The sequence below is a fragment of the Parapedobacter sp. ISTM3 genome (assembly GCF_016533505.1).
In the GTDB taxonomy this organism is placed as follows: Bacteria; Bacteroidota; Bacteroidia; order Sphingobacteriales; family Sphingobacteriaceae; genus Parapedobacter; species Parapedobacter luteus.
The window spans coordinates 1-23422 of sequence record NZ_JAENGN010000021.1 but is presented as its reverse complement, the minus strand read 5'-3'; the positions used below and the strand labels follow the sequence as shown (position 1 = coordinate 23422).

Annotated in this window: 14 protein-coding genes; 12 read left to right on the top strand and 2 right to left on the bottom strand. The window is 54.1% G+C overall.

Annotated elements, in window-relative coordinates; all coding sequences use genetic code 11:
* Positions 1-206: 206 nt before the first annotated feature.
* From JHJ32_RS20485 to nagA, 7 genes are read left to right on the top strand one after another with little or no spacing between them, the layout of a single operon-like run.
* On the top strand, positions 207-3278 hold the full coding sequence (locus JHJ32_RS20485; RefSeq protein ID WP_200122237.1) for a SusC/RagA family TonB-linked outer membrane protein: 3072 nt from the start codon (positions 207-209) through the stop codon (positions 3276-3278).
* Positions 3279-3288: 10 nt separating this feature from the next.
* Positions 3289-4842, top strand: coding sequence for a SusD/RagB family nutrient-binding outer membrane lipoprotein (locus JHJ32_RS20480; RefSeq protein WP_200122236.1), 1554 nt, complete (start codon positions 3289-3291; stop codon positions 4840-4842).
* A gap of 44 nt (positions 4843-4886) precedes the next feature.
* Positions 4887-6932 carry an acetylxylan esterase gene (locus JHJ32_RS20475; protein WP_200122235.1) on the top strand — a complete coding sequence of 682 codons (2046 nt, stop codon included), beginning with the start codon at positions 4887-4889 and terminating at the stop codon, positions 6930-6932.
* Positions 6922-8361, top strand: a complete 1440-nt coding sequence (locus tag JHJ32_RS20470; protein ID WP_200122234.1) for a Gfo/Idh/MocA family protein — start codon at positions 6922-6924, stop codon at positions 8359-8361. The genes JHJ32_RS20475 and JHJ32_RS20470 overlap by 11 nt, the downstream gene beginning before the upstream one ends.
* Positions 8362-8391: 30 nt before the next feature.
* Positions 8392-9138: a glucosamine-6-phosphate deaminase gene (locus JHJ32_RS20465; protein WP_200122233.1), complete on the top strand. Its 747-nt coding sequence runs from the start codon at positions 8392-8394 to the stop codon at positions 9136-9138.
* The gene (locus tag JHJ32_RS20460) at positions 9135-10445 is read left to right on the top strand and encodes a sugar MFS transporter (protein ID WP_200122232.1); all 1311 of its coding nucleotides are present in this window, start codon (positions 9135-9137) and stop codon (positions 10443-10445) included. Before JHJ32_RS20465 ends, JHJ32_RS20460 begins: the two co-directional genes overlap by 4 nt.
* Before the next feature lie 15 nt (positions 10446-10460).
* Positions 10461-11663, top strand: coding sequence for an N-acetylglucosamine-6-phosphate deacetylase (gene nagA / locus JHJ32_RS20455; RefSeq protein ID WP_200122231.1), 1203 nt, complete (start codon positions 10461-10463; stop codon positions 11661-11663).
* A 161-nt stretch (positions 11664-11824) separates the two neighbouring features.
* Here nagA and JHJ32_RS20450 read toward each other — a convergent pair whose 3' ends face one another.
* Together JHJ32_RS20450 and glgP are read right to left on the bottom strand one after the other, a co-directional pair.
* Positions 11825-12505 carry a YceI family protein gene (locus JHJ32_RS20450; protein ID WP_200122230.1) on the bottom strand — a complete coding sequence of 227 codons (681 nt, stop codon included), beginning with the start codon at positions 12503-12505 and terminating at the stop codon, positions 11825-11827.
* A 104-nt stretch (positions 12506-12609) separates the two neighbouring features.
* Complete coding sequence (gene glgP, locus JHJ32_RS20445) at positions 12610-14265, bottom strand: alpha-glucan family phosphorylase (RefSeq protein WP_200122229.1); 1656 nt, start codon at positions 14263-14265, stop codon at positions 12610-12612.
* Positions 14266-14552: 287 nt separating this feature from the next.
* Here glgP and JHJ32_RS20440 point away from each other — a divergent pair, with 287 nt between their 5' ends.
* The 5 genes from JHJ32_RS20440 to JHJ32_RS20420 form a co-directional block, all read left to right on the top strand.
* Positions 14553-15194, top strand: coding sequence for a DUF6266 family protein (locus tag JHJ32_RS20440; RefSeq protein ID WP_200122228.1), 642 nt, complete (start codon positions 14553-14555; stop codon positions 15192-15194).
* Positions 15195-15622: 428 nt separating this feature from the next.
* Complete coding sequence (locus JHJ32_RS20435; RefSeq protein ID WP_079717864.1) at positions 15623-16297, top strand: ABC transporter ATP-binding protein; 675 nt, start codon at positions 15623-15625, stop codon at positions 16295-16297.
* The gene (locus JHJ32_RS20430) at positions 16297-18660 is read left to right on the top strand and encodes an ABC transporter permease (RefSeq protein ID WP_200122227.1); all 2364 of its coding nucleotides are present in this window, start codon (positions 16297-16299) and stop codon (positions 18658-18660) included. Before JHJ32_RS20435 ends, JHJ32_RS20430 begins: the two co-directional genes overlap by 1 nt.
* A gap of 63 nt (positions 18661-18723) precedes the next feature.
* Positions 18724-21096 carry an ABC transporter permease gene (locus JHJ32_RS20425; protein WP_200122226.1) on the top strand — a complete coding sequence of 791 codons (2373 nt, stop codon included), beginning with the start codon at positions 18724-18726 and terminating at the stop codon, positions 21094-21096.
* 19 nt (positions 21097-21115) lie between these two features.
* Positions 21116-23422: ABC transporter permease (locus tag JHJ32_RS20420; RefSeq protein ID WP_200122225.1), on the top strand; the 2307-nt coding region annotated here is incomplete at its 3' end.

Here is a 23422-nt window from a genome sequence, read left to right as displayed (position 1 = left end):
TGCTTATACCTTATTTTCGGTAACGTTCTCGCTAATATAAACGGAAGATCCGTTGGTTTAGCCCTATGGCGTCGATATTTTTGGACTACCAATTACGTACAACCGGGTATTCAAATAGCGGGATCGGAACATGCTTGAGTAAACAAATAATAATATGCCCTGGGGCATCGGAATCATGTAACTGCAAACAACTAACAAAAATGTAAATGATGAAACAACGTATTGCTGTTTATGGCCTTTGGCTTCTGCTCTGCCAAGCCATTGGAGCGCTTCACACCCATGCACAGGAAAAACGAACAATCAACGGTAGGGTCATGGATACACAGACCAAACAACCCTTGGCCGGGGTCAACGTACAGGGCAGCCATGCTGCGACTGCTACCGATGACGCCGGAAGGTTCATGCTACAAGTGTCAACGGGCGAGGTGCTGACCTTCTCCTATATGGGCTATGAAAGCCACCAGGTGACCGTGGCCGAAGCGAGTGCGTATGACGTACTTTTGCATCCTTCTGCTGCCGAAGAGCTCGGCGAAGTGGTGGTGACCGCACTCGGCATCACCCGAAAAACCCGTTCGTTGAGCTATGCTACGCAGCAACTATCGTCTGAACAGCTCAACGAAGTACGGGATAACAGCGGTAACGTGATGACCAGCCTGACCGGTAAAGTGGCCGGCGCTGTTATCACGCCTGCGGCAACCGGTCCGGGTGCCGCCGCACGGGTCGTCCTCCGCGGCAACCGGTCCATCAGCGGCGACAACAACGCACTGATTGTTGTGGATGGCGTCCCCATTGACAATTCGCCCAACACCCAGGCTAATAGCACGTTCAACTCTTATGGAGGCAGCGACGGGGCAAGTAATTTGAATCCAGACGATATCGAGTCGGTCAATATCCTGAAAGGGGCGACAGCCGCGGCGCTCTATGGCAGCCGCGCCGCCAATGGCGCCATCGTGATCACCACCAAACGTGGTAAAACAGGCCAGTTGGCCATTGATTACAATGGCGGCATCAGCGTCGACCAGCCAAATTTGTTGATGGATTACCAGAACGTTTACGGCCGGGGCAATGGCGGTACAGCAGGCGCCACCGCCGCAGAAAGCTGGGGAGCACCTGCCACCACGTACCCCGGCAACGTCCGCAGCGTATTTCAAACGAGCGCGACGGTCAACAATTCCATAAACCTCTCCGGAGGTACAGAAACGATGCAAGGCTACGCTTCGTATACCCATAACCACAACGCCGGAATCCTGCCCGGCAACAAAATGGACCGGAATACGCTTAACCTCCGGATAACCAACCGCTTCTTTTCGAAACTCAGCACCGATGCGAAAATCACCTATGTCAACCAGCAGGTACACAACAAGCCACGACTGGGGGATACCGGTACACCCATGGGTACGTACATCATGCCGCGCGACATGAGTGAGGATGAGCTGCGGGACTTCGAGGGGACAGACCCCGTCACCGGAGAACCTACACGGAAATACTGGACCACCTCGTCCATTTTCGACAATCCCTATTGGGACCTTAACCGCACCTCGGTCAACGACGAACGCAACCGTATTACCCTATTAGGTTCTGCGACCTATGAGCTTACAGACTGGCTGCGCGTGATGGCACGCTATAGTTTTGACCGATATGACGACAAGGAGACCGGCCGTTATTACAACGGCACCGTGTCGCTTGGCAACGTACAGCCGGGCGGGCAATACTTCGAAACCAATACCGTACGGAGTGAACGGAATATCGATGTACTGGTTTCGGGCGAAAACAGGTTGTCGGCGGATTTTTCCATTCATTACAATGTAGGGGGCAGCCTCCTCACCCGGAAAAGCAACGGCCTGCAAAACATGGCCAACGGATTGAGTATCCCTAACCAGTTCAACCTGGCGTTTGCCACCACACCCGCATTTAACAATGTATTGGCCATCGAGCGCGAATTGCAGTCGGTATATGGCAATATGCAGCTCAATTTTCGTGATTATCTTTACCTCGATGTCTCTGCACGGAATGACTGGTCATCCACATTGCCTGCACCCCACAGCTATTTTTACCCCTCAGTGGGGCTGTCGGCCATTCTCTCGGACGCCTTCACCCTGCCCGACTGGGTGTCCCTCGGCAAGTTAAGGGCTTCCTTTACCGAGGTGGGCAATGATGCAGCGCCTTACTTGCTCGACCAACTGTACCGCTTTTCCCTGGGCGCCGGCCAGGGCTTTGTAAGCCGGGATGCCACACGCGCCATCCACAACCTTAAACCCGAGCTGACACGTGCGTATGAGCTGGGCCTCGACTGGCAATTCCTCGATAACCGCATCGGGCTGGAAGCTACGTTTTATAAAACGAACACCATCAACCAATTGCTGTTCATCGGATTGCCGCTCGCCAGCGGATTCAACCGGCAATACATCAATGCCGGCAACATCGAAAACAAGGGTATTGAGCTGCAACTCAATGGCACACCGATACAGAACGAACGGTTCAGTTGGACCACCTACATCAACTTTTCCCGGAACGTAAACCGGATTATCGACTTGCACGAACGCTCCAACCGCGCAGACCTCTCCACAAGCACGCGCTTAGCCAGCGTCGTGGCCGTTGAAGGCGGGGCTTACGGCGACCTGTATGGCTTCGCCTGGGAAAAGGACGCCAACGGCAACTTCCTGATCAACGATGCCGGACTCCCCATCGTAACGGCTAACCAGAAGATCGGCAACTTTAACCCCGATTTCCTGCTGGGCTGGGGCAACAACCTCCGGTATGGGGCGTTCTCCCTGTCGCTCTTGTTCGACGGCCGCGTGGGCGGCGAAATGGTATCCGGTACCGATTCATTTTTAGGTGCCTATGGGCTTGGCGAATACACCACCGAATACCGCGACGGCGGGTTGGTGCTTCCCGGTGTAAAAGCCGATGGGTCGCCCAACACGACAGCGATCGACGCCCAGACGTTCTGGACGGCGGTCTCACAGAATGGCCGCGATGCATGGGGGCAATTTTTCACCTATTCGACCACCAACTTCCGCCTACGCGAAGCGTCAGTCGGATACACCTTTGCGTTGCCGGGCGGAAGCGCGTTTAAACGGGCCCAATTGTCGCTTACCGGACGCAACCTGTTTTTCCTGTACCGGGGCAAGTCTACACTTGACATCCCCGGTATGAAACGGCGCACCATTCCCATTGATCCGGAGGCCGCCCTCGGCATCGGCAACTATCAGGGAGTGGAAGCAGGGCTGTTGCCGCCGGTACGGAGTGTAGGACTCAATGTCAAACTGTCTTTTTAACGTACGAAATATGAAAAAATTAAATGGCTTATTGATATTGGTTGTCGCCTTGCTGGCCATATCCTGCACCGACAACTTTACGGACTTAAACTCCGACCCGTCTGCGCTGCCAAACGTCGGTGCCCGAGAAATGCCCTTCATGTTTTCGAGGGCCCAATCGGCTGCCGTGATGGATAGAAGTTTTTACCAGACAGTGCAAAACCTGGGGGCCGATCTGTACGCCCAGTATTATGCCTTATCGGTTACTTCCTTCCAGACAGACCGTTATGTGCTTACTCCCGACTGGCAGCGGCGTTTCTGGACGGTGGTTTACACCAATACGGCGCCACAGCTGAAGGCTATCATTGAAAACGCGCCGCCCGCGTCGGGAGAGCAGGCCCTGGCCCATATTTTGTGGGTGTATGCCTTCCACCGCCTCACTGACCACTTCGGCCCAGTGCCCTACTTCCAGGCGGCTGACCCCATCGAGGAAATCCCGTATGATAGCCAAGCGGAGATTTACGATGACTTCTTCAAACGGCTGGATCAGGCGGTCAACGACCTCAATGCCCTGGGCGCCGATGCCCGGGTATTCCAAGGGTTCGACCTGATGTACGATGGTGATGTAAACCAGTGGATTGCGTTTGCTAATACGCTGCGCCTGCGTTTGGCCTTACGGATATCCCTGGTAGACCCCGATCGGGCTCAATCCGAAGCCGAAGCGGCGGTTGCAGCAGGTGTGATGACCGACAATAGCCAGCATGCATCGCTGCTCAAATCGCTCCGGGGCAACGACACCAACGGGTTGGCGCAGGTGGCCGCTTGGAACGAATTCGCGATGAGTTCGACCATGGCTTCCTACCTTAAGGGATACGCCGACCCCCGCCTGCAACGGTATTTCCAACCCGATGTGACCAACGGCGAATATAACAGCCTACGTAACGGCCTTCCGGCTGCCGCACTCAATAATCCACGGAACACCAGTGCGCAAAACGCCAACGTAGGCACATACTGGGTGGTATGGAATGCCGCTTCCGCTTCGTGGATGCCCAACCTGGAGGCCAGGCAACACGTCATGAATGCGGCAGAAGCTTGGTTCCTTAGGGCAGAAGGAGCCCTCAACGGGTGGAACATGGGCGCCACCGCCCAAGAATGCTACGAACAGGGCATCGCGGTGAGCCTCAGCCAATGGGGGGCCAACCAAGCAGCCATTGACGCTTACCTCATATCAACGGCGACGCCCGTGGCACCCGGCGATTCGGAAAACTCGCCTGCCGTGGCCAATACCCCCATCCGTTGGGCCGCGGATGCCGCAACCCAACGGGCACAGATCGGTGTACAAAAATGGCTGGCAATCTTTCCCGACGGGATGGAGGCGTGGGCGGAATTCCGCCGTACAGGCTTTCCGGCCATGTATCCCGTGGTGCAGTCGAACAACCCCGATTTGCCCCAAGGCACATTCATCAACCGCATGCCTTTCCCCATTGTTGAGGAAAACAACAATGCAGCGGAACTGGCAAAGGGACGTGCCCTGCTCAACGGCGCAGACAACGCTGCTACGCGTGTATGGTGGGACGTCGATTAATCCGTCGAGACGTGGTAGCCTTGGCAACAAAACAGCTATTTTTGATGGTCATGATCAGTACCATCGCCCTTTCCTCATCGGGCCAAGAAAACTCGTTGCCACCCGTCCTTGACGGTGTCCGGACCGACCTTACGGCCATCCAGCTGCGGTTGGATGGCGCCAGGGCCGCATCCAAACACCTGGTACCGGAGGCTGCACCGGAATGGTTCGTCCACGCCGCCGCGCTTAAAGCGCAGGTAAACCGTGATCTGGCCCTCACGTATCATCGTGACCTTCCTTTGGAGATGCGCGAAACCGGTGCCGTCCGCGGTGAAGGATTCACGGTACGCAACATCAGTTTCCAAACCCAACGGGGCATTTGGGCGCCAGCCAATTTGTATGTTCCCGATGGCGGTGGCCCCTTCCCTGCGGTAGTGGTTACTCATGGCCATTGGCCGGACGGGCGCCGCCATCCGTTGTTCCAGGCCGTAGCACAGACCCTCGTACGGAGTGGGTATGTGTGCCTTGCACTGGACGCTTGGGGTGCCGGTGAACGGGGTACCATTGCCGGCCAGCAGGAGTACCACGGGGCCAACCTCGGCGCTTCGCTCATGGCGACCGGCCACACCCTCATGGGCCTGCAACTGGCCGATAACATGCGCGGCATCGACCTGCTGTCGTCGCTGCCCTTCGTCGACAGCACCCGCATCGGTGCCACAGGCGCGAGTGGTGGCGGCAACCAGTCCATGTGGCTCGCCGCGCTCGACGAACGGGTGAAAGCCGTAATGCCGGTAGTAAGCGTCGGCACATTCTGCTCGTACATCATGAACAGCAATTGCGTATGTGAGCTGCTCCCCAACGGGCTGACCTATACCGAGGAAGGCGGGATATTGGCACTGGTGGCGCCACGGGCATTGAAAATCGTCAACGCTGTGGAAGAAAAGAATCCAAGTTTTATGCCCCAGCAGATGCTGGTATCTTTCCGCCAGGCTCAGACCGTATACCGTACACTGGGCGCCGCCGATCGCATTGCCTATCACATTGCGGCAGGAGGACATGATTATAGCGCAGAAATGCGGGAGCACCTGCTCGGCTGGTTTAACCACCACCTGAAAGGGGAAGGGACGGGCATCCCGCAGGAAACTCCTCCCGTGCAACTGTTTGACCCTTTGCTGTTGGCTACATATCCCGATGGCAACCGGGACGAAGCAGTGTGGTCTACCGAACGCTTTTGCCAGGAAGAAGGCCAGCGCCTGCGCGCGCTGCAGGCCAAGAACACGCGCCGCCGTCTGTCCGGTCTGCAGGATACGCTCCGGCAGCTGTTGAATGCCCAACCCCTTGCTGCCCGGCAAATCACGGTTGGGACGGCAGACAGCGGTTGGCAACGGCTGGTGGTCGAAACCGATGCGGGAAATATCATTCCCGTGTTGTTTACTAAACCCAAACAAGGCGGCAGTTATATCTTGCTCCTGCACGGTGCAGGCAAGACAAAGCTGCCCCAACAGCGCATCCAACAGCTGCGGAGCCAAGGATATGGCGTGATGGTGGCCGACCTATGGGGAACGGGAGAGCAGGCTTCGGATGAGGCCCAGCGGATTGACGGGGGGCTGCCACCTTTCCATACCCTGGCGCGTTCCTCACTTTGGCTTGGAAAGCCCGTCATGGGTATCTGGGCTGCCGAAATCCAGCTGCTGCTACAACTCTGCACCGAGCGCCTCGGCAACACAAGCGTCTGCATCGAAGCCTACCGGGAGGCTGGGGTTGCTACGGCATATGCCCTTGCGTTATCCGCAAAGCACCCCGACCGGCTCCGGCTCATTGACGTGCCCTGCACCTACCTTTTTGATTCCCGGGAAGGCATTGACGCGTATTCCATGGCCATCCATGTGCCCCGGATCCTGCAGTGGGGGGACATTCCGCTGCTCCTGGCCATGGCGGGTACGCCCACGACCATCTACCGTGCACGTACCTTATCCGGAAGGCTGTTGGGCGACCAAGAACGCCAAGATTATATCAAGCAAATTGAAACGCTGGTGCGGCAACTGGACTGCCCACCCTTTGTAACTGAAATAAAAACAAACGAAACGGAAGGATTAGCCAATGAGCAATAGACGAACATTCCTGAAGCAATCGGGGCTTGCCGGAGCCTCGCTGGTAAGTGCCTCGGTGTGGGGAGGCGCTTGTGCAGGAACCGGCAAGGCCGCAGACGACCACTTAGCCCATATCCGCGCACAAGCCGAAAAGCCCCATACACAGCACTTCAACATGAGCGGTTATGCCGCGCCGCCAATCGAGACTGTGCGCATCGGCTTTATCGGTGTGGGCAACCGCGGCAGCGCCGCCGTGGAACGCATGAGCTACATCCAGGGCGTAGCCATCAACGCCATCTGCGATGTCCGGCCGGAAAAAGCCGAAGCAGCCAAAGAGCGGATCAAGCGGCCGGGGCATGAAGCGGCCCTGTATACCGAAACGGATGAGGCCTGGAAAATGGTATGTAACCGCGACGACATCGATCTGGTTTACATCGCCACACACTGGAAACTCCACGCGCCCATGGCGCTGTATGCGATGGAGCAGGGAAAACATGTGGCATTGGAAATTCCCGCCGCAACCACGGTGGAAGACTGCTGGAAACTGGTCGAAACTTCCGAAAAAACAAAACGGCACTGCGTCATCCTGGAGAATTGCTGCTATGACTTCTTCGAATTGCTTACCCTCAACATGGTACGGCAGGGATTTTTCGGCGAACTGATACACGGTGAAGGTGCCTATATCCACGACATCCTTGATAGTTTGGTCGATCCGGAAAAGCGTTACGACTACTGGCGGCTGGAGGAAAACACCCGCCGCAACGGCAACCTGTATCCCACTCACGGACTCGGCCCGATATGCCAGGCCATGGACATCAACCGGGGCGATCGGCTGGTCTATATGACCTCCATGGCATCGAACGACTTTATGCTCGGCCCGCTCGCTGAAGAAGCGGCCGCCAAAAACCCCGATTTACGCAAACATATCGGCCCGACGTTCCGTGGCAACATGAACACCAGCACCATCCGCACGGAAAAAGGCCGTACCATCATGCTGCAGCACGATGTCTCCTCGCCCCGCCCCTATTCACGCATTCACCTGCTTAGCGGCACAAAAGCGACGGCACAGAAATACCCATTGCCCGGGCGTATTGCCACGGGGCATGAAGGGTGGATCGATGAAACCGGGTTCGCACAGTTGGAAGCGCAATATACACCGCCTATTGTCCGAAAAATCGGCGAGCTTGCCAAAAAGGTCGGCGGACACGGTGGCATGGATTTCCTGATGGATTGGCGGCTCATTGATTGCCTTCGCAATGGCCTGCCCGTAGACATGGATGTGTACGATGCGGCCACATGGAGCGTGATCGCTCCCCTCAGCGAATGGTCCGTAGCCAACCGCAGCGCGCCGATCGATCTACCCGATTTTACCAATGGGGCTTGGAAAACCAATCAACCCGTGGACATCACCCTGGAAAAAGGGGGTACTACCGATGTAACGTTAATTTAATTTTTTCACTATCAATACAGACATCAAACAATGGACATTCACGTTTTTGCAAATGCACAGGAGTTAGGAAGAGCCGCAGGGAAAAAAGCGGCAGTACAGATCAGGGAAGCCATCGACCGGCAAGGATTTGCAAACATCATATTAGCCACGGGCACCAGCCAATTCGAAACCCTCCGACAACTGGTTGCCGAAGAAGGGATCGACTGGCCGAAGGTATCCATGTTTCATCTGGATGAATACATCGGCCTGCCCATCACCCACCAAGCCAGCTTCCGTAAATACCTGAAGGAGCGGTTCATCGAGCATGTCCCTCCCCTGAAAGCGGCCTACCTCATCAACGGCGAAGCTGACCCACACGCCGAAGCTGAGCGGCTGGGCGCATCGATCGGCCAGCACCCCATCGACGTGGCACTGGTAGGCATCGGTGAAAACGGCCACCTTGCCTTCAACGACCCGCCCGCAGATTTTGACACCGAAAAACCGTACCTCGTGGTGAACCTTGATGCGCCCTGCCGTGCCCAGCAATTCCATGAAGGCTGGTTTGCCTCGATAGATGACGTGCCGTTGCAGGCTATCAGCATGTCCGTAAAACAGATCATGAAATCCAAACACATCATCTGCTCCGTCCCCGACGCCCGCAAGGCGCAGGCGGTCAAAAACAGCCTCGAACAGGAGGTAAGCAACCGGTATCCGGCGAGTATCCTACAACAGCATCCGAGCTGCGGCTTTTTCCTGGACAACGAGTCCGCCCAACTACTTTCTAAAAGCAGCGTATGACGCCTACGACCACCGCGGAATCACTCACGAAAAAGCAAACAGTCATCTCGATAGGCATTATCGGGATGCTGTTTTTCATCTTCGGCTTTGTCTCTTGGGTGAATGCCATCCTGATTCCTTACTTCAAGATAGCCTGCGAGCTGAACCATTTCCAGTCTTACCTGGTAGCCTTTGCATTTTACATCGCGTACTTCGTTGTATCCGTGCCATCGGCGTACCTGCTGAAACGGGTGGGTTTCAAGCGGGGTATGATGGCGGGCTTCTGGTTGATGGCGTTGGGAGCGGCTATTTTTGTACCTGCGGCCCTGGTGCGGACGTATGAACTGTTTCTGGTGGGGCTCTTCACACTGGGCGGCGGCCTGGCCATCCTGCAGACGGCCGCCAATCCCTATATCACGGTGCTGGGTCCCAAAGAACGGGCTGCCCAGCGCATCAGCATCATGGGCATCTGCAACAAAGGGGCAGGCATCCTTGCGCCACTGGCGTTTGCTGCAGCCATCCTCCGGCCCACGGACAGTGCGCTGTTCGCGCAAATCCCGCTGATGGATGACCAAACCCGGGCGCAAACACTGGATGCCCTCATCCGGCGGGTGATCGTTCCTTATGCGTGCGTGAGTGCCGTATTGTTTGCCTTGGGGTTAGTCGTCCGCTACTCACCCCTCCCCGAAATCGACACCGAGCACGAATCGGCCGAGGTGGCCTCGCAGAACGAGGGAAAAACGAGTATCTTCCAGTTTCCTCACCTTATCCTCGGTGCGTTTGCCATCTTCCTGCACGTAGGCACGCAGGTCATTGCCATTGATACCATCATTGGCTATGCGGGTTCAATGGGAATGGATTTACTGCAGGCCAAGGCATTTCCCTCCTATACGCTGGCGGCCACCATCGTCGGCTACCTGATCGGCATTGCCTGCACGCCGAAGCTGTTCAGCCAATTGACCGCTTTGCGGACTTGCACCCTGTTGGGTTTATCATTTTCGCTTGGCATCCTGTTGTTTTCGGGCGACATACGACTGCTGGGGCACAATGCGGACGTCTCCATCTGGTTTGTTGTACTCCTTGGATTGGCCAATTCACTGGTGTGGGCCGGCATTTGGCCGCTTGCGCTGGATGGGTTGGGAAGATTCACCAAACTTGGCGGATCCGTTATGATTATGGGACTATGCGGGAATGCACTCCTGCCCCTGATATATGGCTACCTGGCCGACAATTATTCCCTTAGGGACGGCTATTGGGTGCTCGTTCCCTGTTATGTATATTTGATTTTTTATGCATTTAAGGGCCACCGGATACGCCGGTGGACCTGACATAAGCTTAAACGAATGGAATTTGGAAAACCCATCAAGATTATCAATGCCCGGGCCATCACCCCTCAACGGATTATTGACCACTGCTGCCTGGTGATCCAGAACGGCAAGATACGGGATATGGAGCCCGGTTCGATTGATACTCCGGATGCCGAAGTGATTGACGTAGAAGGCCGGTACGTTGCTCCCGGGTTCATTGACCTGCACATCCATGGCGGCGGCGGACACGATTTCATGGACAACACCGTGGAGGCTTACCTGGCTATCGCTGAAATTCATGCACGTTACGGCACTACAGCCATGTGCCCGACCACATTGACCGCCGAGAAAGAAGATTTGCTCAAAACGCTGGGAGTATATGACCAGGCCAATCGGCTGAATACCCGCGGTGCACAGTTCCTCGGGCTGCACCTGGAAGGGCCATATTTTGCACTGGACCAGCGGGGAGCACAGGATCCGAAATACATCCGCGACCCCGACCCCGACGAATACCGGGAAATACTGGCCAGCTCGCCGCATATCCGGCGCTGGAGCGCAGCACCCGAATTGCCGGGGGCGCTGGAGTTCGGGCGTTACCTCCGCACGCAGGGGGTGCTGGCTGCTGTGGCGCACACAGATGCCATATACGAAGACGTTGTCGCGGCGGTCGAAAACGGTTACACGCTGACAACGCACCTCTATTCCGGCATGTCGGGCGTTACCCGGCGTGCGTGTTTCCGCTATGCGGGAGTCATCGAGGCGGCCTACCTGCTGGATGAAATGGACGTTGAAATCATTGCTGACGGCGTTCACCTCCCCGCCCCCTTACTCAGGATGGTACATAAATTCAAGGGGCCGCACCGCACAGCGTTGATAACTGACGCCATGCGTGGTGCCGGAATGCCCCCAGGGGAAAGCGTTTTGGGAAACCATCAAACCGGCCTGCACGTGATTATTGAAGACGGCGTAGCCAAACTGCCCGACCGGAGCTCCTTTGCCGGCAGCGTGGCCACAGCCGACAGGCTGATCCGCAACATGGTCCACCTCGCCGGAGTGCCGCTCGCCGAGGCCGTGCAGATGATGACCGCCACGCCGGCACGCATCTTAGGCATACAAGACCGGAAAGGCACCCTGGCCATCGGCATGGATGCCGACCTCGCCGTGTTTGACGACCGCATCAACATCGCGGCTACGTGGGTCAACGGCAGCCCGATCTTCCTGGCATCCCATCAATCATGACGTCGGGCATGGTGACAGCAGGCCGGTAACGGAAGCCTCTCCGTGCCACCGACATCCTCGGCCATAGTCGGGTTGCAGCACGAAAGGGTGATAAAGCCTGTATATAACAAAAAAAGAGATGCGGTAAACATCTCTTTTTTTGTTTGTAGTTTAATATGCCATTACTGTTTGACAGCGACTACCGCAACACCGATTTCGATGTCTTTGCTGATTCCCCATTCAGCGGGGTCAGCCTCGGAAGTGCCAAACTTAATCCCCCAGTCGGTACGGTTAACGGTAAATTGGGCCTGCACTTCTGCTCGCCCTTCCGTCACGGTGATTTTGGCCGGGAAGGAAATATTCAGCGTGCTGTCAAGGAGCGTCAGGTTGCCACTCACCAATTTGTTTGCTCCCTCAATAGCTCCAGCTGCCGCCGTACCGTCCAACTCGGCAATCTGCGTGATCTTGAATCCGGCGGTCGGATAGGTGGTCACATTGAAGAAGTCTTCATTTTTCAGATGCGCCTCCAAATCGGTATGCTTTTTATCGCCTTCCGTCACGGACGCCGAGTCCACTTTCAAGCCTTCCATATTGATGACAAAATCACCGGCAGTGATGTTGCCATCAGCCAAGGCGATCTCTCCGGATTGAACAGGCAGTGTTCCCCAGCGCGGCGCAAAGCCTCCTTTATGGAACGCCTTCCAACTGATCGTTGATGCCGCTAAATCAACCGAGTAAATATCGCCCTGTTTTTCAGCAACCTGTTGTTCTTCACTGACCGCTGCACTGTTGGACGCATTGTTACCGCATGAAGCCGCAATCAGTGCGGCAGCCGCTAAAATAAATACGTTAATTTTTTTCATATCATATCGATTTGGGCAGCAAAGAAAAGCAAAAACAAATACATGTTCAAACACGAAATGTCATCGTAGTTTAAAAAAATGAGCGGCGGATACACGGATCGGGGCTAATTATACAGTTGTTCATAATACTCCCTGGCCATACGGTCGCTGCCAAACGCAGTGCGGACATCTGCCATGCTCTGCTTCACCAAGCCCAGCCACTCGTGATGCCGCTCATAATACATCGGCAGCACCTGCTGCTCCAGCAACTCGTACAGATAATACGCATCATGATTATCCTGTTCATCAATCCCGATGTGCTGGTAGTCCGCCTCCGGTATCAAGAATCCGTTGACTCCCGGTTTAATAAACTCAGGTATCCAACCGTCGTTGGTCGAAAGGTTGAGCGCACCGTTCATGGCAGCGGTCATACCGCTGGTTCCCGATGCCTCACGCGGTATCCGCGGGTTATTGAGCCAGATGTCGGCCCCCTGCTTTAACAATTTACTCAACGCCAACTCATAGCCGGTGAGCACGGCCACATTGGGATATTGATGGCTGAGATGCACAAGCGAGTTGAACAGATCGATGGCACCTTGATCGCCCGGATAGGGCTTGCCTGCCCAGATAATCTGGATGGGATATGCGGTATTCTTTATCAATCGCTCAAATCGGTTGCGGTCGCGAAGCAGCAGGTCGGCGCGCTTATAGCCTGCAAATCGCCTTGCCCAGACAATGGTCAGCACATCTGGGCTGAACAATCGGCCCGTCTGATCGGCCACGGTAAGGAACGTCTGCCGTTTCAGGGCCTTCTTGCGTTGGGCCAGCCGGGCATCGTTTCCTTGATCTGCAGCCCCATAAAGCTCGGCATCCGCCCAATAACGATAGTGCTGGGCGTTGGTAATGTGACCAATACCACAGATATTATCATACCGGCCCCACATCTCACGGGCCACACGTCCATGCTGCCGGGACACGCCATTCGCCCTTCTGGCCAGCCGCAACGCGGCTAAGGAAAGATTGAATTGCGCATCATCAATTCCGGTAACCTCCTGTGCCTCCATCTTGGATAATCCGCTAAAGTAACCCATCGCCAGGCATAAGTCGAAGGGATGTTTCTCGTTACCGGCCTCTTCGGGCGTGTGGGTGGTAAACACCAAACGTTCCCGTAATGCTTCCCGGTCTTTGTTGAACTTTTGCAGCACATGAAACGCTACCGGCAATGCATGAGCTTCGTTCAAGTGGTACACTTCGGCGTCATATCCCAGCAAATCAAGCAATTTTCCGCCACCGATGCCCAATACCATGTACTGCGCCAGCTTTGTGGCCGTATTGCCATCATACAATCGGTGCGAAATGGTCTGGGAGATGTAATCATTTTCGGCCAAATCCGTTGTCAGCAAGTACAGGGGGGCGCTCTGGAAGACATCGGGTGGCAGGTAATAGGCTTTTATCCAGACGTCCGCATCATGGATGCGAATAGTGAATGTAATGCCCGTATCTTCGAGGTAAGCATACAGCTTTTGCTGCCAATCCACGCGCAATGTCTGGTCCGCATGGCGTCCCTGATCATAGTAACCAAACTTCCACAGCATGCCTACTCCCACAAGGTGCTGCCGCAACGCATAGGCGCTTCGCATGTGCGAGCCAGCCAAAAATCCCAGGCCACCGCTGTAAATTTTCAGTGCCTGGTCAATCGCAAACTCCATGGAGAAATACGCCACCCGTTTGGTGAACGCTTCCTGTACCGGAAAAGGAAAGGGGTAATGTGAAGCGGCCATACCGATTGTTTGATGTTCGCATTGCAAAGAAAACAAAGCAGGCCGACATATAGGGTGGAGAAAAGCAAGATAATCAAAAAATAACCCTATTTACACATTGAAACACCAAAAACGTTCAACTTCAATCAGATATTATTCGCATATAATAGGGTTTTTATAGGGATTTCATAGGGGAAAATCCGAATAAAACCCGTATCAAATATTATTTAACTTTTATTTATATTTTGATTATCCAAACCAACAATGTAAATTTGATTATAAAACATTATAACACAAGGCGATCACTCATGGCGGTATTCAAGAACGGACCAAACGGGAGCTTCAGCGGAAAAGTAGGCAGTGTGGTTGGCTACAAGTGGAAGGGCCTCGACGTCATTCGCGGATTACCACGTAAAAGCCACAAACCGAGAAGCGAGGCCCGGCTGGCTAATGAGCAGGCTATGAAGGTCATTATGGAAGCGCTCAAACCCTTGACGGTATTCATCCGCACGAGCTTCCGCAACGTAGCGGAGCCGCTAAACATGAGTGCGTTTAACCTCGCACTTTCCCTTAACAAAAAACAGGCGATTAAAGGAGAATATCCGCACCTTGAAATCGACTGGAGCCAATTCCGTACCAGTCAAGGCAACCTTCCGGGTGCCGAGGCAGTAAACGCCGAATGGACCGACGGCGGGCTTCATATCTCCTGGCAGGACAACTCCGGCGCAGAAGATGCCTATGGCTCCGATAGGCTATCCATACTCATTTATTCGCATGCGTCGGGTGTTTGGCAAAATTTCCTCAACGAAACAACCCGTGATGCTGGGGCGTGCATCCTTCCGGCATCGGCAAATTGGACCGGTACTGAAATAGAAGTCTTTCTCACGTTCATGTCGTTTGGAAGCGAACGGGTTTCCGATAGCACCCATGTCCACGTGGCGGCCGAATAGCCCAAAGATGGAATACCACAACAGCTCCTGAATCCTTAAGCCAAGGACAATGCACCGCCCAAGGCTACAAAGCACGTACATCCGTTGGTATAAAACTGAACAATCAAGCGAAGGATCTGCTATGCGGCGATGCAATTGTCCGCAAGCGGACAGCAGGGTGTTCGATATCGAACAGTCCTAAAAACCCAAAAATTCCATAATATTGATTTTCAACTCATTAAAAAATTGGAACGATAATGAATAGTTCAGGAATAAGGATTCAACGAATAAGGAATAAGGATTAAAAACAAGGATTGCCAAAAGCTGACTGCTGAGCAACACGAAGTCCCGGAGCATTCCGGGGCCGATAGCTAAGAACAACAAATAACGAACCACGCATCAGGCCGACCGCTGATAGCCGATAGCCGACTGCTGAAAGCAAAATAAACATGATTAAAATTACCGAACTACAAAAATTTTACCGCACCGAGGAGGTGGAAACGGTAGCGCTCAATAACCTGAGCATCCACGTGAAAGAAGGCGAGTTTGTAGCTGTGATGGGTCCATCCGGCTGTGGCAAGTCCACGTTGCTCAACATTGTGGGACTATTGGATGATTTGGACAACGGGAGTTACCTGTTCAACGGCATTGAAGTCGCTAAATTCAATGAGCGCAAACGCTCCGACTTGCGTAAACACAATATCGGATTTGTTTTCCAGAGCTTCAACCTGATTGACGAGCTGACGGTGTTCGAGAATGTTGAATTGCCGCTTATCTACACCAAGGTGCCCGCTGCCGAACGCAAGAAACGGGTGGAGGAAGTGTTGGAGAAAGTGCAGATCATGCATCGGCGCAATCACTTTCCGCAGCAGCTTTCCGGAGGTCAGCAGCAGCGCGTAGCGGTAGCCCGTGCGGTAGTAAACCGACCCAAGCTCATCCTTGCGGACGAACCTACGGGTAACCTCGACTCCAACAATGGTAATGAAGTCATGCAGTTGCTCACGGAGCTTAATGAAGCCGGCACCACCATCGTCATGGTAACGCACAGCGAGCATGACGCCCGCTACGCCGACCGCATCATCCGCATGCTCGATGGGCAGGTGCTGATGGAAACTGTGGGATAATGATTAAGAACTACATAAAAATCGCCTGGCGGAACCTTCAGAAAAGCAAGGGGTATTCCGTGCTGAACATTGGCGGACTCGCCCTCGGAATGGCGGCGGCAATGCTTATCCTGCTTTGGGTACAGAACGAGATGAGCTTTGATATGTTTCACGCAAAGCGGGAACAGCTCTACCTTGCGGGCAACAAATCCATGCTTGACGGTAAACTGCATACCTGGTTTTCCACACCCAAGCCCCTGGCACCTGCGCTGGAGAATGAGTTTCCCGAGATTGCCAACACCAGCCGGTATTCCCAGTTCGGAAGCATGCTTATGACCGTGGGAGACAAAAAGCTCACGGCCAGCGGTGCGTTCGTTGACTCTGCATTCCTTCAGATGTTCAGCTTCCCGCTTTTGGCCGGTGATGCCAAACGCGCACTCATCCGCCCTACCGATATCGTGATCACGGAAGCGCTGGCCGAGCGGCTATTTGGCAAAGACGAAGCGCTGGGAAAAACCATCCGCATCGACACATTGGATGTAGCCACGGTATCGGGCGTGCTAAAGAATCTGCCCGGCAATACACGGTTCAAAGGTGTGGAGTACTTCATGCCCTGGACTTATATGGAAAGACTTGGCGCTTCGGATAATTACTGGGGAAACAATTCCGTCCAAACCTACGTGGAGCTGGTGCCGAAAGCCTCCCGGGACGCGGTGAATAGCAAAATCCAAGATATCACGATCCGCCACTCGGACGGAAACGAGGACAACGAAGTTTTCCTGCACGCCTTGCCGGACTGGTGGTTGCGGTCGAAATATGAAAACGGGCAGATCGCGGGCGGCCGCATCGAGATGGTCCGCCTATTTACGGTCATTGCAGGCTTTATCCTGCTGATCGCCTGCATTAACTTCATGAACCTGAGCACCGCCCGGAGTGAAAAACGGGCCAAGGAAGTGGGCATCCGAAAGGTAGCCGGCGCTTACCGCCATTCACTGATCGGGCAATTCATCAGCGAGTCCATTCTTACCGCTTTCATTGCCAGCGTAATCGCGTTGGGCCTTATACTGCTGGCACTGCCTGCCTTCAATGCGCTCGTGGAGCGCGAGCTATCCATTGACTTTGGCCACGCACGCTTCTGGTTAGCCGCCATCGGATTTATTATCTTCACCGGCTTATTGGCGGGAAGCTATCCGGCATTCTTCCTTTCATCGTTTCAGCCCGTAAAGGTCCTTAAAGGGACGTTCCGGAGGGCACAGGCCTCCTTCAGTGCAAGGAAGGTATTGGTCGTGGTGCAGTTTTCGATTGCCATTATCCTGATCGTGAGCACGCTGGTCGTACAACGCCAGATTGAGTACGGAAAAGAACGGGAAAACGGCTATAACCAAAACAACTTGATCTACGTATTTGAGCAGGGCGAGGTAGCCAAGAACAGCGCGCTCATCAAACACGAGCTGCTTAACAGCGGCGTGGCACAGTCCGTGACCCGCACCAGCTCTCCCCTCACCGAGGGATGGAGCAACAGTTGGGGGTTCCAATGGCAGGGCAAACAGCCAGGCGACAAAACTGTCTTTGACCGTTTCTGTGTGGACGAGCACATTGTGGGAACCGCTGGCTTGACGCTGGTTATGGGAAGGGATTTTGACCTATCCAAGTATCCCACTGATTCTTTGGGCGTTATCCTTAACGAATCGGCAGTGAAAGCGATGGGCTTTGCGGATCCCATCGGACAGATCATACAGGACGACGGCCGCGACTGGCACGTCATCGGGGTGATCAAGGATTTCATTATGCGTTCGCCGTTTGATCCCATCCCACCGATGATCATTGAGGGAGCGGCAGGTTGGTTCAACACCATGCACATCAAATTCAACCCGGCACTCAGCACTGCAGAAGCCCTGCGCAGAACGGGAAGCATCTTCAAACGCTATAATTCGGAATATCCGTTTGAATATACCTTTGTCGACGACGCTTATTCGAAAAAATTCGCCGAGTCCCAGCAGACGGGCACGTTGGCAGGGCTGTTCGCATTCCTGACGATCCTTATCTCGTGCCTCGGCTTATTCGGACTGGCTGCATTTATGGCCGAAAACCGGACCAAGGAAATCGGCGTCCGCAAAGTACTGGGCGCTTCGGTGTTTTCGATAACCAAGCTGTTGTCGAAAGAATTTGTGGTGCTAGTACTCGTTGCCTGCCTGGTGGCTTTTCCGATCGCATATTGGGCGATGGACAGATTTCTCCAATCCTTCGACTATCGCGTCCCGCTTGGCTGGGGAACATTCATCCTCTCCGGCGCGGGAGCACTGCTATTGGCCTTGGCAACGGTGAGCTCACAAGCGATCAAGGCAGCGATAGCCAACCCGGTATCGTCACTGAGAAACGAGTGATTTTGGCAGCAGGCTATCGCGTATTGCTTATAGCCTACGGCCAAAGCATAAACAAAAATAACGATGAAAACCCAGTTAAAAACCGCTTGGCGCAACATAGTTGGCAACAAGTTCTACAGCATCATCAATGTCTGTGGATTAGCTTTGGGATTGGCAACCGCCGTGCTGCTGTTGCTATGGGTACAGCATGAACGGAGCTACGACCGCTTCCATCGCGACCATCACCGCATATACAAAATCCTTGCTCATTTCGAAGCGAATGGGCAGGATATGGTTTGGGAAGGTGTACCGGGCCCGTTATCGGTCTATGCCCAATCCATTCCGCGTGTCGAATCCATCGTCCGCGTTTACAGTGAATATGATCAGGTACTGGCCAACGCCGACCGCAGCACCGTGCTCGATGGTTTTGCCGCCGCCTGCGTAGACAGCACCTTCCTGACCGTGTTTGATTTTGAGCTCCTACAGGGCAGCCGAGCCACCTTGTTTCCGAATAACAACAGTGTTATCGTCACCGAATCGACGGCACGGAAGTTTTTTGGCGACGGTGATGCCATGGGCAAGGTGCTGCAATTCCGGGGCGATAATTTTACCGTTGCCGGTGTATTGCGTGACTTCCCGGACAACTCGACGCTCGCGTTCGATGCACTTTTCCCCATGGGTTATTACGCGCAGCTGTTCACCGCAAACGGCGGCAATGGCGAATGGAAAACCATCGACGCGGACTTGGGCAATTATGCGTTCCACACCTACGTCAAATTGCAGGAAGGCACGGCCCCGCAAGAAGCCGAACTCGGTTTCACAGCGGCATACGACAAAGCGCGTAACGGCAAGAGCGATACCCGCTACGGGCTGCAACCCCTTGCCAGCCTGCATTTGGTAGCGGCCGACGGCAACAACGCGCCAGCACGGATGGTACAGATTTTTCTCGTCATCGCCATCCTGGTACTGGCCATCGCCGCCATCAACTACATCAACCTCTCAACGGCACGGGCCCTGGTGCGTGCGCGGGAGGTCAGTATACGGAAAATCATCGGTGCCAATAGACGGCAACTATTCTTCCAGTTCATCGCGGAGACCTCCTTGCTGTTTTGCTTCGCGCTATTGGCCGCCTTCGGACTTATTTTCGTGCTTCTTCCCGTATACAACCTCATTGCCGGCAAACAGTTGCATTTGTCGCCTACCGATGCCGGCATTTGGACGGTAGTGGGCTATTCCGCCGTGGGTACCTTGCTGGCCACCGCCATCTATCCCGCATTGCTGCTGTCGGATTTCCATCCGTTACAGGCCATGAAGGGCAGGATTGCCTCCGGCATCGGCTCTGCCTACTTCCGTAAAATACTGGTGGTATTCCAGTTTGCTATCTCCATGGTATTGATTGTGGCTACACTGGTCATCGGCAAACAACTGGAGTATATCCGAAAACTGGATTTGGGCTACAACAAAGATTATGTCTTTACTGTACCGCTGCCCGATGCGGTAAGCGGACATATCGATGCCATAAAAAATGAACTCGGCGGCAAACCGGGAATTACCGGCGTTTCCTTGGCTGACATCTATGACCTTGCTAATTATGAGTCGTCTACCAGCGACCTTGACTGGCCGGGGAAACCGGCCAACAGCCAGGTCATCATCAACCAAGCTGTCATCGACCAGCACTTCATCCCTACCATGGGTATGCAACTGCTGGAAGGCCGTAACTTTTCGGGTACGCCTGCAGACAGCAACCTGTATATCGTCAATGAGGCGGCAATAAAAGAAATGGGGCTCGTCCCACCTTATATCGGCCAACCCATCAGCTTCCATAGCCGCGCGGGCACCATCATTGGCGTAGTGAAAGATTTCAACTTCCAACCCTTAAAAAAGAAAATCGAGCCTCTGCTGTTTTTCCGTTGGTGGAGTGGCAATATTCTGTACGTGCGTACCAACGCCCAAACGGCGCAGCAGGCCATCGCAGCGGTGGAAAAACAATACAAACAGTATGCGGGGGACATTCCTTTCCGCTTCAGTTTCTTGGATAAGCAGTTTGAGGCTAAGTATACGACAGACCAACGTACCGGACTCTTGTTCAATATATTTGCCGGCATTGCCATCTTCATTTCGTGCCTTGGACTGCTGGGCCTGTCTACCTACACGGTGCGCCAACGGGTAAAGGAAATCGGTATCCGCAAGGTACTGGGGGCGAGCGTGGGCAGCATTGTGGAACTGTTGTCGCTGGGCTCCATCCGGTTGGTGCTGATATCGATTGCCGTGGGTACACCCATCGCTTGGTGGGCCACGAACACGTGGCTGGAAGATTTTGCCTACCGCATTGACGTCGAATGGTGGATGTTTGTGCTGGCCGGTGCCGTAGCGGTGGGCATTGCCCTGCTGACTGTCTGCTGGCAGGCCGTCCGCGCGGCGGTGGCCAACCCGGTCGAAGCACTAAGGGATGAGTGAGGGACAGAACGCATAAGTTATGATCAAGAACTATTTAACACTCGCCTGGCGCAATCTGAAGAAAAGCAAGGTCTTTTCCTTCATCAACATCATGGGACTCACTGTAGGGTTGACGGCCAGTTTTCTCATTTTTGTTTATGTCTGCTTTGAGCTAAGCTACGACGCATTCCATGCAAAGGCAGATCGTACTTATCGCCTGGTTGCCGATATCAAAACCCCGACGGAGACCATCAATGCCAACGGCCCGTCGTGGGCAGTACCGCCCAATGTCATCGATGAGTTCGGTGAAGTGGAAGCATTCGTCCGGTTTACGAGAGCCGACTTCGTCGTTAAAAGGGACGAAGTACAATTTCAGGAAGACGAATGCGCATTTGCGGACTCTGCTTTTCTCTCCGTATTCGATTTCCCGCTTCTTGAAGGAGATGCCCAAACGGCACTCAAAGAACCGTTCAGCATGGTGCTGTCGGAGTCATCGGCCAAGAAATACTTCGGCAGCGACAACGCCGTAGGCCAAACACTGCACGTCGGTCAGGAACAACTTCCGGTAACGGTAACCGGCATTATGAAAGATATGCCGGAGAATACACGGCTGAAAGCAGACATGGTGGTATCGATGACCACACTCACCCAGAAACTCAACGCTGGACTGGATGAACAGTGGGGAAATTATGGCTCCGAGGCTTACCTCCTGCTGAGGGCGGGCACCCAGGCCGACGGTCTTCAAGCGAAGTTCCCCGATTTTCTCGAAAAGCGAAATGGCAGCGAAATGAAGCAAAGCCAGATGTTTGTAACCCTTTTTCTGGAGTCGATCAAGGAAGTATACCTCTATTCGACACGCGACGGGTCCAATGTGGGCAATATCAATAACGTATATATTTTCTCCATTGTCGCGGTATTCATCTTGTTGATTGCCGCGTTCAATTTCATCAACTTGACCACAGCCCGTTCTGCGGAACGCGCAAAGGAGGTGGGCATACGCAAGGTGGTCGGCGCAGCTAAATCTCAGCTTATCAAACAGTTCTTGGGCGACTCCATATTGCTCTGTTTGATCGCGTTTGTCTTTGCGCTGGGGTTCACCTTCGCCTTGCTTCCCTTGTTCAACTATTTAGCAGGGAAGCAGGTTAGCATGATCCTTTTCGCTAACCCGGGCTATATAGGCATCTTATTTCTCGCCGCCATTTGCGTGGGATTGCTGGCAGGCATATACCCCGCGCTGGTCTTATCGGGTTTCCGTCCCGTAGCCGTATTGAAAGGCCGTTTTGCTTCCGGCACACGGGGAATATTTTTGCGGAAAGCGTTGGTTGTGATACAATTTACCATTTCTATCGCCCTGATATTCGGCACCGTCATTGTATACAATCAAATGCGGTATATGCGAAACCGGGACCTCGGTTTCGACAAAGAACAAACGCTGGTGATAGACACGAAGGGCAGCCCCGCCAAGGAGGCATTCAAGCAAGCGCTGGCCCATATCCCTGCGGTAAAAGCCACGGCGCTGTCCGGCAGTGTCCCGGGCGGTGGCAATCCTGGCGCTTACTCCGAAATCGAAAATAGCCATGGCGATTTGCAGATTGCTAACCTCGACCTGTATTTTGTCGATTTCGACTACCTCGACCTTTACGGCATCGATGTGGTTGCCGGACGCGGTTTTTCGCGCGACTTTGCTACGGATTCGACGCAGGCGATGGTAGTCAATGAGGCGGCGGTAAGCCTGTTTGGATACCACTCGCCAAACGAGGCGATCGGCAAGCGTTTCAAACAGTGGGGCAGAGAAGGTACGATTGTCGGTGTGGTGAAAGACTTCCACTTTAGGGGCTTGCAAGGGAAAATCAAACCGCTGACCATGCGCATTGAGCCCGGAAGCTGGAATCTGGTATCGGTCAAACTCACCGCCGGGAACCTGCCTGCCACGATGGCGGCCATCGAAAAAGAATGGAAAACGGCCGTTCCGAACCTGCCGTTTACCTATTTCTTCCTGGATGAATATTTCAATAGGCAATACCGAAGCGAGGAGCAGTTCGGCCGGTTGTTCGTCAACTTTGCGGTTTTAGCCATTTTCATCTCGTGCCTCGGACTATTTGGCCTTGCTTCATACAGCACAGCGCAACGTGTGAAGGAAATCGGCATAAGGAAGGTGCTGGGCGCATCAATTGCAGATATTGTGCAGATGCTTTCGTCTGATTTCATTAAATTGGTATTGGTTGCCATCGGCATCGCCTTACCGGTTGCCTGGTGGGCAATGCACCGCTGGCTTACCGACTTTGCTTACCACATCAACATTCAGTGGTGGGTCTTTGCTGCCGCTGGTATCACCGCTATTGCTATG